At 36.2% G+C, this 14438-nt stretch carries 15 protein-coding genes; 12 read left to right on the forward strand and 3 right to left on the reverse strand.

Annotated elements, in window-relative coordinates; translation table 11 throughout:
• Positions 1-236: 236 nt before the first annotated feature.
• Entirely contained in the window at positions 237-1112 is an 876-nt protein-coding gene (locus tag ACR42H_RS03670) for a DMT family transporter (protein ID WP_436374750.1), read from the forward strand.
• A 31-nt stretch (positions 1113-1143) separates the two neighbouring features.
• Complete coding sequence (locus tag ACR42H_RS03675) at positions 1144-1344, forward strand: hypothetical protein (protein ID WP_436374751.1); 201 nt, start codon at positions 1144-1146, stop codon at positions 1342-1344.
• A gap of 432 nt (positions 1345-1776) precedes the next feature.
• On the opposite strand, the gene ACR42H_RS03680 is transcribed toward ACR42H_RS03675, so the two are convergent.
• Together ACR42H_RS03680 and ACR42H_RS03685 are read right to left on the reverse strand one after the other, a co-directional pair.
• Positions 1777-1977 carry a DUF1272 domain-containing protein gene (locus ACR42H_RS03680; protein ID WP_436374752.1) on the reverse strand — a complete coding sequence of 67 codons (201 nt, stop codon included), beginning with the start codon at positions 1975-1977 and terminating at the stop codon, positions 1777-1779.
• A gap of 64 nt (positions 1978-2041) precedes the next feature.
• Complete coding sequence (locus tag ACR42H_RS03685; protein WP_436376826.1) at positions 2042-2593, reverse strand: cysteine hydrolase family protein; 552 nt, start codon at positions 2591-2593, stop codon at positions 2042-2044.
• 155 nt (positions 2594-2748) lie between these two features.
• Here ACR42H_RS03685 and ACR42H_RS03690 point away from each other — a divergent pair, with 155 nt between their 5' ends.
• From ACR42H_RS03690 to ACR42H_RS03720, 7 genes are all read left to right on the forward strand, one after another.
• Positions 2749-3171 carry an Lrp/AsnC family transcriptional regulator gene (locus ACR42H_RS03690; RefSeq protein WP_113884125.1) on the forward strand — a complete coding sequence of 141 codons (423 nt, stop codon included), beginning with the start codon at positions 2749-2751 and terminating at the stop codon, positions 3169-3171.
• A gap of 220 nt (positions 3172-3391) precedes the next feature.
• Positions 3392-4666 carry an IS110 family transposase gene (locus tag ACR42H_RS03695; protein ID WP_436371579.1) on the forward strand — a complete coding sequence of 425 codons (1275 nt, stop codon included), beginning with the start codon at positions 3392-3394 and terminating at the stop codon, positions 4664-4666.
• Between the two features lie 517 nt (positions 4667-5183).
• Positions 5184-5666: a DinB family protein gene (locus tag ACR42H_RS03700; protein WP_436374753.1), complete on the forward strand. Its 483-nt coding sequence runs from the start codon at positions 5184-5186 to the stop codon at positions 5664-5666.
• A 272-nt stretch (positions 5667-5938) separates the two neighbouring features.
• Positions 5939-6265 carry an RNA polymerase alpha subunit C-terminal domain-containing protein gene (locus tag ACR42H_RS03705; protein ID WP_395858195.1) on the forward strand — a complete coding sequence of 109 codons (327 nt, stop codon included), beginning with the start codon at positions 5939-5941 and terminating at the stop codon, positions 6263-6265.
• Between the two features lie 341 nt (positions 6266-6606).
• On the forward strand, positions 6607-7497 hold the full coding sequence (locus ACR42H_RS03710; protein ID WP_113884122.1) for a mechanosensitive ion channel family protein: 891 nt from the start codon (positions 6607-6609) through the stop codon (positions 7495-7497).
• Between the two features lie 138 nt (positions 7498-7635).
• Complete coding sequence (locus tag ACR42H_RS03715) at positions 7636-8013, forward strand: cupredoxin domain-containing protein (RefSeq protein WP_113884121.1); 378 nt, start codon at positions 7636-7638, stop codon at positions 8011-8013.
• Positions 8014-8191: 178 nt separating this feature from the next.
• On the forward strand, positions 8192-8752 hold the full coding sequence (locus ACR42H_RS03720; protein WP_113884120.1) for a hypothetical protein: 561 nt from the start codon (positions 8192-8194) through the stop codon (positions 8750-8752).
• An 83-nt stretch (positions 8753-8835) separates the two neighbouring features.
• Here ACR42H_RS03720 and ACR42H_RS03725 read toward each other — a convergent pair whose 3' ends face one another.
• Positions 8836-10248, reverse strand: coding sequence for a PQQ-dependent sugar dehydrogenase (locus ACR42H_RS03725; protein WP_436374754.1), 1413 nt, complete (start codon positions 10246-10248; stop codon positions 8836-8838).
• Between the two features lie 461 nt (positions 10249-10709).
• On the opposite strand from ACR42H_RS03725, the gene ACR42H_RS03730 reads away from it, so the two are divergent.
• The 3 genes from ACR42H_RS03730 (at position 10710) to ACR42H_RS03740 (ending at position 13638) form a co-directional block, all read left to right on the forward strand.
• Positions 10710-11642: a D-2-hydroxyacid dehydrogenase gene (locus ACR42H_RS03730; protein WP_436374755.1), complete on the forward strand. Its 933-nt coding sequence runs from the start codon at positions 10710-10712 to the stop codon at positions 11640-11642.
• Between the two features lie 444 nt (positions 11643-12086).
• Positions 12087-13115 carry a DUF3231 family protein gene (locus ACR42H_RS03735; protein WP_436374756.1) on the forward strand — a complete coding sequence of 343 codons (1029 nt, stop codon included), beginning with the start codon at positions 12087-12089 and terminating at the stop codon, positions 13113-13115.
• Positions 13116-13425: 310 nt separating this feature from the next.
• Positions 13426-13638, forward strand: a complete 213-nt coding sequence (locus tag ACR42H_RS03740) for a cyclase (RefSeq protein ID WP_113884116.1) — start codon at positions 13426-13428, stop codon at positions 13636-13638.
• Positions 13639-14438 lie beyond the last annotated feature (800 nt).

Consider the following 14438-nt stretch of genomic DNA (forward strand, 5'->3'; position numbering starts at 1 on the left):
TGAAAAGAGAAAAAATATATAAAAACAAGAAGAAAAGTCAGATTTATAGATAGAGCATGTTCCGTTTGTGTAGAAACTAACTATCCTTTTTAATTGGAGAATGAATAAGATACGTTGTTAATGAAAATAAATGTCCCATTTCGCACAATGAGGTGGGACATTTTAAGTTTATAAGTCACAATAAGAAAGTTGCTAAAATTATTTGTACTAAAAAGTACAGAGTGGGGATATTTATTATGAATAAAGCAATGTTTATTCTTTTAGTGGTTATTACAACAGGTTTGATGGGATCTTCATTTGCAATTGGTAAAATCGGTTTAAAATATTTTTCACCTTTATTTTTAGTAGGATTGCGTTTTACGATTGCTGGTTTATTGATGGCTGCAATTGTAATTTTATTTAAAAGAACCCACCCTAAAAAACCAAAGGAATGGCTTAAAATTATAGTTGTTGGAATCTTTCAAACTACTGGGGTAATGGGTGCTATCTTTTTGAGTTTAAGAACAATTACAGCAGGCGAGTCCTCCATTCTAACTTTTACTAATCCTTTGCTGGTAGTTATTTTTAGTACGTTGTTTTTGGGAACAGATTATCGTATTGTCCAATGGATGGGAGTCATCGTTGGATTCTTAGGTGTCTTTATTACACTAGGCGCAAAACTAGATGTACAACAATTTGGAACCTTTTTGGGGCTATTCAGTTCAGTCTCTTGGGCTATTGCTACATTATTATTGAAAAAATGGGGCTCAAATTTTGATACATGGGTCTTAACAGCTTATCAGATGTTATTTGGTGGCATTTTGCTACTATTAACTAGTTTGGTATTCGAGCAAGTAAAAATGAGTTTAAATACTTTATCAATTGTAATTCTTTTTTGGTTAGCAATTATGGCTTCTATAGTTCAATTTGCCATATGGTTTTTTCTTTTACAAAAGGAAGACCCTGGGAAGGTAAGCTCGTTTTTATTTCTTGCACCATTTTTTGGTGTGATTTTCGGCTGGTTTTTACTAAATGAAACCCTGCATATATCGACTTTGCTAGGTGGAAGTCTCATTTTATTGGGTATATATTTGGTTAATAAGCCTAAACAGGGAATACTGGAAACGGACTAGGTAATAATCTTTATAATCCCCCTATTCTTTTGTGATAATTTTCACTCTTCCGTTTTCAACACCTCCAGAGAATGGTATTATTTTCACTGTAGTAGCAGATAATAAAGGAAGAAATGAAGAGCAAAATATAAGTAACAAAGGAAAACAGAGTGATAAAAGTATTGTCGATCAAGGACAAATCAACCCAGGTGAGGAAAAAGGAAATAGAAATCAGGATAAAGCTAAAAAGTAAATAACTGTTAGTAAATAAGGGGACTTGAAAGAAAAGTGAGGATGCAAGGTCGTTTAATTGAGAATATCGCTGTTTTTCTTATTAAACAAAACGGGCAGGTTTATTCAATAAGAGTCTATGCTGTAATATCACATTAGACCATTACTGCGTAACAAGAATCATTACTTTTAAATAACTTTGTTAAAGAATGTACTTAAGCTAACGGCAAGTACTTAAGAAGGATATTTAGTTTGGAAGTAAGAGACAGGGTTAATTATAAAAATTACACATACTTTTATGTTAGTATTTTAAAAAAATAGTCCCGACCAAATTAACAGGTTGGGACTATTTTACTTACAAGAGGCTTTGATAATGTTAATGAACTCTGAGCAGCCAAAATACATTCATGCTTGTGTTCATTTGTACAAGCTAATTTGATTTTCCTAAGCTGCTTTATCTTGAAGTAGTAATAGGACACGAACCACTAGGTTTAGGGCGTGTAACTAATTCCCCTCCGCAATTGGGACAAATATAATTCATTTTTTCTGTGCAAGGTTCACAAAAAGTACATTCGTGAGTACAAATATAAGCATTGGTTTCTATTGATATGTTGTTTTCACAAGCTTCACAAGACTTTCTCATTTCTAAAGCCACTTATTAATCTCTCCTTTTTAAGTTCTTTTTTACTTACTATACAACAAGATTTTCCAATTTAATTTCATAACATTGCTAATATTTCTTCTGTTTTTTTAATAGTCGCAAATTCTTCATGCAAATTTGCTAAAGTCATCTCATGTATTTTCTCGGCATTTAATGTTTCCCCATTTAAACTCTGCCTATCAAAAGTTGCAGTCGCATCTGAAACTAAAAAAGGATTAAAGCCGAGATTCCCAGCCATACGAGTTGTTGTTTCCACACAGTGGTTAGTAGTCAAGCCTGTTATAACAATATTAGGGCAATTGTTTTTCCTTAATATTTCTTCAAGGTTAGTACCAATAAACGCACTATTAACACTTTTGGTAATAATAATATCCTTTGGCAGCGGGTTAATCATTTCCTTGAATTCACTTGTTTCGCTTTTAGAATAAAAAAGAGAGTCTTTATTTTTTGACAAGTGTTTAACATAGATGACTAATCTTTGATTTAAATTCCAATGCTCTATTAGCTTTTCGATATTTCTTTCAGCACATGGATTGTTTCTCTTTCCCCAACTGGAATCATCAAAAGCGCTTTGGACATCGATTACAATTAACGGGACGTTATTATGCAGCTTTATCAATGTCATTACCTCCCATAGATTTAATAACTTAATTGTAATAATTCACTTTCACTTTTTACATAGATTTATTATTGTATTTTTATTAATATATTTAATAATTTAATCTTTTTATAAAGTTACACTTTAAAAATGAAGGGAGCTTTAGGATGGATGAAATTGACAAAAGAATTTTGATTGAATTGCAAAAGAATGCGCGCATGTCGGTGACAGAGTTAGGGAAAAAAATTGGGCTATCAACACCGGCAACAAATGAGAGGTTAAAAAAATTAGAGGAAAAGGAAGTTATTAAAGGGTATCGAGCTATTATTAATCCGGAAAAAATAAACAAGCATGTTACTGCTTTTATACTATATGACACAAAGAAATGTAGGGAGTTTAGAGATTTTTGCATTGCCCATCCAAGTGTAATAGAGTGTCATAGGCTAGCTGGACAATTTAGTTATTTAGTAAAGGTTGTAACAGAAACAGTTCACACTCTTGAGGACTTTATAGACGATTCAATGGTTTATGGACAACCCTCTTCATTAATTAACCTTTCATCACCGGTAAAACATAAACCTATAACTTAATTTACATTAAAATTTGCACTACCGGAGAAGGTGGTTATTCAACTTAAGGGTGCTTATATTCAAGATCAGCTGCCGAATCAGGTAGCTTTTTCTTATTCTACAAAAGGGGCAGGATAGCATTCCTGTAGATCGTTATTTTTGAGCTTTGAAAAAAATAGGGCTCCTCAGTAAGATATGAGTAAGACACGACTCTAACTCAAACTTAGGAGGAACCCTTATTATGAAGTTTAAAATGCAGGACAAACAAAATCAACTAATAGAAAGAATTACTGATAAACATCTTGTGGTTGGTGTGGATATTGCACAACAATTTCACGTAGCCAGAGCAGTGAATTTCCGTGGGATTGTAGTAGGAGATCCAATCACTTTTCCAAACAACGAAGAGGGATTTTCGTCCCTGTTAATCTGGATTAATAGCATTAAAAGATTACATAAACTTGAGGCTGCCATAGTTGGTATGGAACCTACCGGTCATTATTGGATTAACCTTTCTAAATGGCTGATGAAACAAGATATTGAGGTAGTGACAGTTAACCCTCATTTGGTGAAAAGAAATAAAGAAAACCGTGATAATACCCAATCAAAGAGTGATAAAAAAGACGCTCTTGTAATAGCCGATATGGTGAAGAACGGTTACTATGCCTTTGTAAGGGATACTTCTGAGTCGTTTGAAAAGCTCAGGGTACTCATGTCGAATCGGGATGTCATTGTTAAGAGGCTTGTAAGCTCGATTAATCAATTGAATCGCTGGGTGGATATTGTCTTCCCCGAGCTTAGACAAGTATTTAAAGACATCACTGCTAAAGGGGCCATCGCAACACTTCGGCTTTTCCCATCTCCGATGGAACTGGGTTCCATGAAGCCTGAAGAGATCGTGGCCGGGTGGAAGTTACTGATGAAGCGACAGCCTGGATTAAAGAAAGCCTATTTACTCCTCAATGTAGCCAGGAAATCAGTTGGTACAAGGCAAGCATTAGAAGCTTATAAATTTCATCTTGAACAATTACTCGAAGAGTATGACCTTGCGATTCAACAACTTGAAAGAGTTGAGCTGGCAATCAAGGATGAACTACCTAAAATTCCTTTCGCGAATAAGTTACTTATGATTAAGGGAATTAGTGAAATTTCGTTAGCTGGTATTTTAGGGGAAGCAGGAGATTTAAGTGGTTTTTCACACGGCAACTCTTTACTTCGCCATGCAGGACTCCATCTAGCCGAAGCCAGTTCAGGGAAGTGGAAAGGGCAAATAATCATTTCAAAGCGTGGAAGATCAAGGTTAAGACGTTTCCTCTATTTAGCTACTATGAGCCTGGTAATGAACAACCCAGAATTTAAAGCCCTCCACTCGAATAATGTTAAGGTCAAGAAAATGAAAAAAATGAAATCTATAATGAAGCTGATCGGGAAGTTAGCTAGGATCTTTGTAGGGATAGCGCGAAAAAACGAAGCTTATTGTGCCAAGAAGGTCCAGCCGTTAACTGAGTTGGCAGCGTAGTTCAATTCACTTTTTCTCGAAGTGAATCATTTACCCCTTATATTTTTAAAGATCGAGTGTTGGCTTATTCGCAGGATTTCAAATATGTACGGAGTACCAGGTTTGTTCAACAAAAGGGCACTGACCCATCAGGTTAGCATAACTGGCCTCCACCCCTTGGATAGGCATGACGAAGGAATGAGAGGGCAATTGACCCGTTGAGACATGGGAGGGAAAGCCTCCAAGGGCTGGCGTGGAGAAGTACATCATATGGTAGAATTTGGAGTATAATCCTACTCCTCTATTTAACTATGTCTTCACGTAGCCATTTGTCCAGAATCTACTCTTTTCAATTTAGAAATATATATCCATGGAGGATGAAATCCTGCGAATAAGCGAGCATTCGTGAGTAAATCGTATTAAACTGAGGGAGTTGAACAAGGAATTCAACCTATGTTTATAGAAATAGTAATATTAACAATGTTTGGTATTGCTTTTATAATATATTAATTTGTTTTATAAATGGGGAGGGGCACTTTTGCAAACTTTTTTTAGATATAACTGGATGGTAAGAGAAGACTGGTATCGTTGGTGTGAAGAGTTAAGTGAAGAAGAACTTCTGCAGGACCGAACGGGTGGAATGGGAAGTATATTGCATACACTTTTCCATATTGTTGATGTCGAATGGAGCTGGATACGTGTTTTACAGGGTAAAACTGACTTTCAGGAGAGTTTCGATAGTTATAAAAGCTTGAACAAGGTTCGAAAATTAGACGATGAATTTCATTTAGAAGTGGAAAACTTTGTGAACAAATGGGATGCTAGCATGGAAAATCAATTATTTTACGATACTTTGCCAGATGGAAGAATTGTGACGGATACTTGGGGCGAAATCATGAGACATGCCATTGCTCACGAAATTCATCATATAGGACAATTATCAATTTGGGCAAGGGAATTAGGGAAAAAGCCAGTTTCTGCAAACCTTATAGGTCGGGGTCTTTCCTCTCATTTGAATTAATAATTTAAAGAGATATTAATTTAGACGGTTTCTACTTAATGGGTATAATACTTTTATAACAAATCGCCTTTTCCAGGTTTTGTTGCATATTCACTTTTGTGGAGAAATTTGAGTTTGTGAAGAATTGCAGTTAAAGTAAAGGGTGCATTTATTTAAGATAGGGCTGCCAATTTTGGTGGTCTTTTCTTATTAAACAAAAGGGGCAGGTTTGTTGAAAAGCACAATACATAGTTTTTGTCGAGTTTATAAAACTAATATGAAATTAATAATATATGATATTGGATCAGAATTTGTTTGGAGGAATTATTTTGACAGCAGATAAAAGTTTAAGGGTTTGTGAAAAGGGACATAAGTTTTACAAAAGTAGTGAGTGTAAAAGCTGTCCTACCTGTGATAAAGAGAATAAGCCTGAAAGTGGCTTCCTTTCGAAACTCAGTGCTCCTGCAAGGAATGCATTGGTTCACCAAGGAATAGACACTTTGAATAAACTATCAAAGTACACTGAAAAAGAAATATTAAAAATTCATGGCATTGGTCCAGCTTCCTTACCTATTATGAGAACTTCCTTAAAAGAAGAAGGGCTATCATTTAATGAATAAAAACTTCACTGACAGGTTTTTATTTCAAGATCTGCTGCTGATCAGCAGCTTTTTTCTTTGTCAGTATTATATGCAGATATTAATTAATACATTATTTACAATGACAATAAAAATCAGATCCGGCTGCGGATCTTAGGCGGATTTTCTATTGTGCTAACAGTAAGTTACTTAATTGTTTTATTGACATTACGGTCAAGTTTCCACAGGACGTGTTTTTTTATTTGGGCCATTTTGTTGAAGATGACCTGGGAATGATAATGAAAATACATAGTTAAGGAAACGATATTTAAGGAGAAGGTAACAGATAATCCTTGAAATTTTCCTTTCTAAGGAGTGGATGGATGGACCTATTAACTTTTACTGAGGAGTTTTTTGATTATATAAGGAAGTTTTTACTTTTAAGATTTACACTATTTGCTTTAGTGCTCATCACCTTTTCATTTGTCATAAACCGTATGATTGATTGGTTTTTTAGGAAGTCTAATTTTTTTGATGAAGAGGTAGAAAAGACGATACAAGGTGTAGCACGATCCATTTTTAGGTATGGAATTGCGATTAGCCTTGTTATTTATCTAATTAGTCAATTTGTAGATATAAAAGGCATTCTTGCAGGTGCAGGGATTGCCGGTGTTGTCATCGGTTTTGCTGCACAGCAGATGTTAAAAGACGTTATTTTGGGGTTCGCAAGATTAACGGATAAAGAGTTTCGTGTCGGTGATTTTGTTACTTTTAACGGGACAAGTTCAGGTACCATTGAGGAGATAAGTATTCGCTTTATGCAAATTCGTGAATGGTCGGGAAAACTCCTTACTATCCCGCATGGAGAGATTAGAGCGATACAAAATTTTAATAAAGGCTGGATGCGGGTTATTGAGCGGATTACGGTAAGTTATCAGGAAGATCCAGCAAGAATTAAGGAATTGTTAGAGAAAGCAAGTGTGATCTGCAATGAAAAATTAGTTCATAGCCTGTATAGGCTAGGGGGCGAGGCTGTTGAACCATTTCAATATATTGGGATTACAGACTTAAATCCAAACCTTAAACATGTCGGGTACGAATTTTGTATTGTAGGCCTGGTTAAGCCCGAAGAGTATTTTGAAACGTCCAGGCAGGTTAGATTTGAACTAATGTCTTTATTCTATAAGAATCAAGTACAAATGCCAGCCGCGAACATGTTCGTTCAAATTGAAAATTCACAGGACATTCTTGAGCAGCCTTCACCCAGCACATAAAGAGAGCCCTTGCGGTTAATGACAAGGGGCAGCAATCTTTGTCAATTCAAAGTTTTAGAAAGTAGTTTGGATCATGATTTATGGTGATAAAATTTTGTGAATCAGATAAAAATAGGTTTAGGAAAGGAGGGATTGCGAATGTCTGTGAAAAAGCGGGTAACTGGATTGGCCTTTGTGCTTGCAATGCTTGTGGTTTTGTCATCTCCGGGCTCACTCGGCGTATTTGCCGAATCCGGTGTTTCAACTAAGGTCAAATCGATTGAGGTCGAGCTGAACGATGATTACTTTAATCCGAAGGTTATCACTATTCCGAATGGAACATCCACAACGCTAATATTGAAAAATAAAGGCAAGAAAGAGCACACCTTTACAGTGGAAAAGCTCGGAATTGATGCTGAGATTCAGCCAGGAAAAGAAATGAATATTTCCGTGAAACCGAAACAGCCAGGTACATATGAGCTGATATGCCGGTACCATTTCCAGGAAGGAATGGTTGGAAAAGTAATAGTCAAATAATAACAGGGGCCAATAAGGCCCTTGTTTTTTATAGCTAAAGGAAAATCCCCTATTATTACCAGTTGGAGCCATACAGCTAACTTTCCTCTGCAAATGGATTATAAAAAATTGTTCCGCCTCTAAAAAGTGTAAATATAATGTAAGGTAACATATATCCATTATAGAAGGAGGTGAACAGGTGTATTTTTTTAAGACTATCTCGGAAGAGGTTTATCTATTTCAGAAAGTATTTAGTAAATATAAAAAAACAATGAAGCTCATTTTGGTGTCTATTTTCACCTGTATTGCTGCTATTTTACAGGCTGCTGGCGGCCTTTTACCAGGTATAGGATATTTGTTAAGTCCGCTTGCCACTGCACCTATTCTGTTATGTTCTGTTTTTTCCATTCCATTTGGAGTAATGTCCTACTCTCTGACAATTATGTTGTTATTGATCCTGCAGCCATCTGAACTAATTATATTTCCTTTTACAACAGGATTGTTAGGGCTTGGTATTGGGGCATCTTTTTCCTTTTTCAGGAAGAGATTAAGTATCATTGCTGCTGGTGCAATCCTTTTAATGCTAGGAATTATGGGGTTACTATTTATTTTTCACTTTCCAGTTTTAGGTCCAGCCGTCTCTGCTTCCTTTTCATTTCTTACAGCGGGAGGTATCTTTTTATTTGTTTTCCTTTATAGCTGGCTATGGGTTGAAATGGCTTTAATCATTATTAAAAGATTAAAAATGATGAACATTTAGTGATTCTCTATCACATGGTTTTCATTTCTTTTCAATCCTTATAAGAGATTTATCAGGATTAAGCAGAATTCTATCGTTATGATTCATGGAACTATTTCAAAGACAGTGCCTTGATTTAAATCAGTCACTTTCATAGAGCCATAAACCCCTAAATATAATCTGGTCTGTTTCAGATTCGTCCCCAAATTAACATAATAGGCTGACTGGGACCCAAAATCATAATCGGTTTGGATCACACTAAAATCATTTTGTTTACCATTAGGTCTCATGATGGTATAAGCTAAAGCCCCTCTAACCTGAGGCTGCGAATCTTTCCGGGCAAGATCGGTAAACACAACGCTTCCTGTTAAAGCAGGGATTCCTTTCCCCATATAGGCTTGCACTCCTGTAAGTGCAGTTCCTTCAAACTTATCGGGTCTGTGATCTTTATGAAAATAATTAGTTAAAGGCTGAAGACGACTCGCTGAAAGTGCCGCTGCTTCATTGTAATAAGCCATTGTCTTCTCATCCAAATTCTGATTATTAGTGCAGTCTCTTATAATCGAAGCAGGAAAATCACCTTCCCAGCCTCGCCAGCCAAAGTTTATAAATCCTTCCTTGGCAGGTTCAGAATTCATCACAGATGCTTGAATAAGCTGAGTAACCGGTATGGGTTTATAATGTACAAATGAATAAATCGACTCGACCAAATCCTGGCCGACATTCCCTGCATATTTAATATACTGATTATAAAACTGTTGAAATGAAATGCCTGGAATATTGCGAACCCCCTTAGCCATTACCGTGAGGGTCTCCTGAATCGCTTCGGGGAGTTCATTAAACCGTGTGACAATGGGGGGATTCATAATGTAAGTATTCTTATCTACATCAATTTCAATTATTTTACCGGCAATCTCCAGATCATCCTGGCTTAAATTAAATGGATCATAGCCTGATCCGCCATCTCCGGTTGTTAAAACTAGTTTTCCTGTTTCTGGCGAAAAGTTTAAACTATTGACCCCATTATGATTTGAAAATGGCCTTCTTAAGTTAAGTAAAGTCCTTCGTTTTTGGGGCCCGCCACTCGATTGTAAAATCCATTCTTCTATTGTATCAATATGGTCATATTGTGTTTCTCTATTCATCCATTTTAGGTTTAAAGTTCCAGGATCACACGGGTCAGGATTATACGATTCAGAAAGTGCACCTGGTCCTTGTGCCCCGGCAGCTGAATAATGAAGATAAAACAGACCGTTATAATAAAATTCGGGATGAAACGCTAGTCCAAGCAATCCCCGTTCATCATATCCGCCACCAGAGGCACCCAGTTTTAGGATTCTGTGGCGAATATCTAAAAAAGTCCTTAAGCTTGAGTTTCTTATGTAAAAGATCTCTCCTACCTGGGTTGCAATAAATAGTCTTTCCTTGGAATCACCTGGAAGTATAACTGTTTTCAAAACAGTAGGTAAATTTATCTTACTGGCAATGGGCCGTAAACCAACCTTAACTTTTATCAACTGACTTTGCACCCCTTCATTTTTTTCTTTTATAAGAATATGATTAGAACTGGCTATTAGTACTAAATTAGGCAGGGGAATGTCGTCTAAGATTTCTTGCCTAAAGATAAAATACGACGGCAAGTTCACATGTTAAAATGTAATAAAAAACCCAAGATGTTTATGAAAAAGTTGATAACATTGAGTTAAAATAGCCGAATGAAAATTTGGAAATATAAAATTCTTTTGAGCTCCGGAAGAACAAGAGCAGTTCACTGCAGTGCCAAGCCATGTTTTAGGTGTGACAGAAGGGTACAACTGGATTGTCATTTTAGGCCTGTAGGCTTCTTCTTTTTTCTTTCAACAGAACTAGTAAAGGAGTATTTAGATAATCCGAACGCTATGTTGTTGACTGCAATATCTTTTAGTCAATGATTTAAAATTGCAAGGGAGCACATACCATTGAGGATGGGGGAAGTCGAATGAACATACATAATATATTGGTTGCAGGAAGCTATGAAAAGGAATTCCAGGAACTGCTGCCAGCTAAAACACCTCAGAGCTTTCGTTTTAAGCGGGCTGATGATATTACAGAAGAGGATTTGTCATGGGCAGATGCCTATGTCGGTTTCAAGCCGTGTCGTGGCTTCCACTTGGCCGATTTGAAATGGGTACATTCCTTTAATGCGGGTGTAAACAATTATTTGGAAGTTGAGGGATGGAAGGAACAAGAGATTCTTCTAACCAGAACTATTTGCTCGTTTGGACAAAGAATAAGTGAGTATTGTTTAAGCTATGTATTAAGAGATCTTCAAGATCACCACTATTTTGAAGGAAAACAAAGGGAGAAGAAATGGGCTCCAAAAACTCCGCAAATGATGAAGGATCAAACGATTGTTATCTATGGTACAGGGGAGATTGGGCAGGAGGCTGCAAAAGTATTTTCAAGTTTTGGGTCCACCGTCTATGGCATCTCGCAAAGCGGGAAACCAAAGGAGTATTTCGAAAAGGTGGCGAAAACCAGCTCTGCAAGCACGCTGGCTGCACAGGCAGATTGGATTATCAGCACATTGCCTTTGACAAAAGAAACGAGTAAGCTATTTAATCGTGCATTTTTCAGTCATTTAAACGGAGCTGCCTTTATCAATGTCGGCAGGGGCCATACAGTGGACGAGGAAGCGCTTATTGAAGCGCTCAATTCCAAAAAAGTCCGTTACGCTGTGTTAGATGTTCTTGAAACAGAACCTCTGCGAGAGACTTCCGAGCTATGGGGAAGAGACGATATCATCATCACTCCTCATATATCAGCTGTGACAGAGCTGAAAGAAGCGATCTCATGCTTTTGGGATACATTAAAAAGAATCGAAAATAATGATGCTTTACCTAATAGGGTGGATTTTTTGAAGGGGTATTAATGAAAGGCAAGGATCTTCGGTGGTGGGCGCTTTTCAGGTTTATGGAAAGCGTCTTTCTTCATGAAAAGGGCCAGATTGTTGAATGAGGATAGCAGCAATGTATTTATAGTACCTGAATTTTATGATTGTGTTTCTTTTAATTAATCTTTTATAAGGCTCGTTTTGGATAATGGATTGTTCAGCATACTGCTCCTTTATAATCTCCATCGGTCAGATGGGACATCACTGATCAATATTGGAGCAGCACTAGCGACTGCATTTTCAGTGGTCGGTGCCAGTATAGGGTTTAAGTTGGCGTGAGACCCTGCCTATTGGGGACTGATAGGTGCAGCTGCCGGATTTTTGATTGAATTTGCAAATCACCTTTTTAGCCATTTGAGAAGGATATTTTTAAGTATATGAATTTAAGGGAAGGAAATATTAAGTAAAAAAGAAGGTATTAACATGAAAAAGATTAAACCCATTAAATTAAGTTCTTATAAAACAAATGCCTCCGAGAAACTAACATCAGCAGAAATGGGTAAGCTTTGGGCTACTTATATGGGAAACAGCATGGCATCCTGTATTTTAAAATACTTTCTGCAGCATGTTGATGATAAATATATTAAAACCTTATTGGAAAATGCTTTACAACTATCAGAAGAATTCATGAAAACCATTAAAGGTATTTTCGAGAAAGAGGGGTATCCTATCCCTAAAGGTTTTACGGAAGAGGACGTAAATTTAGGTGCTCCCAGACTATTTCTGGATGAATTCTATGTCCACTACTTGAAGTATGCATCGAAAGCTGGATTGAGTATTTATAGTATTGCAATACCTCTTGTGTATAGAGAGGACGTAAAAAAATTTTTTAGGCATTGTATGGATTCCACAATGGATTTGATGGAGCAAATTAAAAAAATATTGATGTATAAAGGATTAATAATTAAACCCCCATTAATTCCCGTTCCAGAAAAAGTGGAATTTGTTCATAAGGATTTTTTAAACGGCTACCTTGGAAATAAACGCCCATTGCATGCTCTGGAAATCACACATCTTTACGATAACATTGAAAATAATGTAACAAGTAAAGCACTCATTATGGCATTCGCACAAGTAGCAAAGGATGAAAAAATACGCAAATTGTTCGAACGAGGAAAAGATCTGACCACAAATAATATTGAAGATTATATGCAAAAACTGCATGATGAAAATTTGCCATCGCCATCTTTTCTGGATGACTTAATAACTAATTCCACTTTTTCACCTTTTTCTGATAAGTTAATGCTCTTTCATAAGATGGATATGTTTTCAATGAAAATTAGATCCTTCGGAAATTCTGTGGCTGTAAATGGCCGGCACGATATAGGGATGGTTTATTTGAAGGCAATTATGAAAAATTCATATTTTGTTGAGAATGCAGCAAGAATTATGATTGAGAAAGGATGGTTTGAACAAGCTCCAACAGCAGCTGATAGAGAGAAATCATCCTGATTACTGCAATTTTTGATGCCACTCTCGCCTGAGAAGGGCTTTCTTCGTATAAAATAAATGATGCAGTTTAGTTAAAAAGGTTCCCCTAATATGTACGAGGCGGATAGGGAATCTTGGAGAGAAAGGATTGCTGGAAAATGCTTGCGCATATGGCTATGAAAAATATTATCCATTATATATAGGGATTCAGCTGCCATTTGGCGGCCTTTTTTTATTGTACAAATGGAGCAGGCAGTTCAAGAAGGGAATGGTTTCATTAAACAGGAATATATATAATATCGACCCGAGACTAATATGAGGTGAATTAAAAATGGATAAAAGAGTGATATTTGACTTTGAAATCGAGTTTACTAATGGCGGTGGATTACAAGGACAGGATTTTCGTCTTGATATTGATGGTGACGACATAACTGATGAGGAGTTAGCGAAGTATATTGCAGAGGATATGAGATTGCTTATGGTTGGAGAAGTTAGAATACTTAACAAAAAAATAGTTTTTGAGAAACACAAACGTAAATCATAACAACTTACAAGACAAGGAATTAACTTTAACATCAAGCTACCAACAGGCGGCTATTTTTCTTGTCTAACTAATGGGGCAGGTTAGTAAAGGAGGGAATAGAGTTGTTTCTTTCTCGGTTTCTTTATATTTATAAATGTTGTTATGGGTTCTGGGAATACTACATGTATCTGCCAACTTTTAAAGGATGTTACTATACTCTTATGTGGCGTGTTTACTGGTTTCTTTTTCGATCACATTTTAAGTGTGCTGCCAGTTAGTTATTATGATTTAAATGATAATTCTTCCTTTCAATTGATGGATTTTTTATCTCATGTGATGTATGCACCATTCAGCTATCTATTCTTTTATATATATGACTTCTTTAATATAAAGCCAAACTTTTCTCCGTTATTCATTTTGATATGGGCGTTAATAAGTGTTGGAATAGAGCGATTCTCTGACTACATAGGGATCTTGCACTATCAACATGGATATACCATCTATTTTTCTTTTGCTTTTTGTTTAGTGGTACAAAGTTTATGGGTGATATTTCACAGGATTATTAATGTAAATGGACAAAAGCAATTTTAAATGGAATGGAGACTGTTTGGGGATGGGCATAAATTATTGATACAAAAGATATCACTAAGCTAATCAATATATGCAGTGAAGAAGCAATAAAGTTATTAAAACTTTATATAAACCTTCCATAACAATTATGGGTTTTTATGGTGAAGTGAGTTAAAAAGTAGTGTTTGCTCTGGATATAGGAGAGAGAGTTGGAAAACCTATAATGAATGAATTCAATAAGGAGGGATTCG

The organism is Cytobacillus sp. BC1816, assembly GCF_051353635.1.
Taxonomy (GTDB): domain Bacteria; phylum Bacillota; class Bacilli; order Bacillales; family Cytobacillaceae; genus Cytobacillus; species Cytobacillus oceanisediminis_C.